This is a genomic window from Bradyrhizobium sp. Ses1 (assembly GCF_059512365.1).
In genome coordinates, this window is record NZ_JCAMOQ010000227.1 from 1 (window position 1) to 411 (window position 411).

General features: G+C 57.7%; 1 protein-coding gene. It reads right to left on the reverse strand.

Annotated features, from left to right (window positions below; translation table 11 throughout):
* Positions 1-411: winged helix-turn-helix domain-containing protein (locus AC5ZG5_RS46475; RefSeq protein WP_496165602.1), on the reverse strand; the 411-nt coding region annotated here is incomplete at both ends.

Here is a 411-nt window from a genome sequence, read left to right on the forward strand (position 1 = left end):
CAATCGATATTGCACAACAGCGCCACCAACGTCTGCCGCCACGAGCGACTTCGCGACCAAATTGGCCAGATCATTCGACACGTCGGAATTTGCAACCGAAGCCACTGCGCTTGCAGACTCCAACGTGAAGGCGCCGCGAAAGACCGACAGGCGGCGCAACAGTGCACGTTCGACTTCGGGCAGAAACTCGTAACTCCAGTCAAGCGCAGAAGTTAGCGTTCGATGTCGTGGCCGCGCGGAACGCTTACCGTAGTTCAGGAGGTTAAGTTGACTGCTTAGCAGCAACGACAATTGTCGAACACCAAAGGCCTCAACACGACTCGCAGCCAGCTCGATAGCGAGCGGCAGCCCTCCGAGCTTTCGACAGATTTCGGCAACGGCAGGCGCCTCAGCCTCTTCCAGCTCGAAACC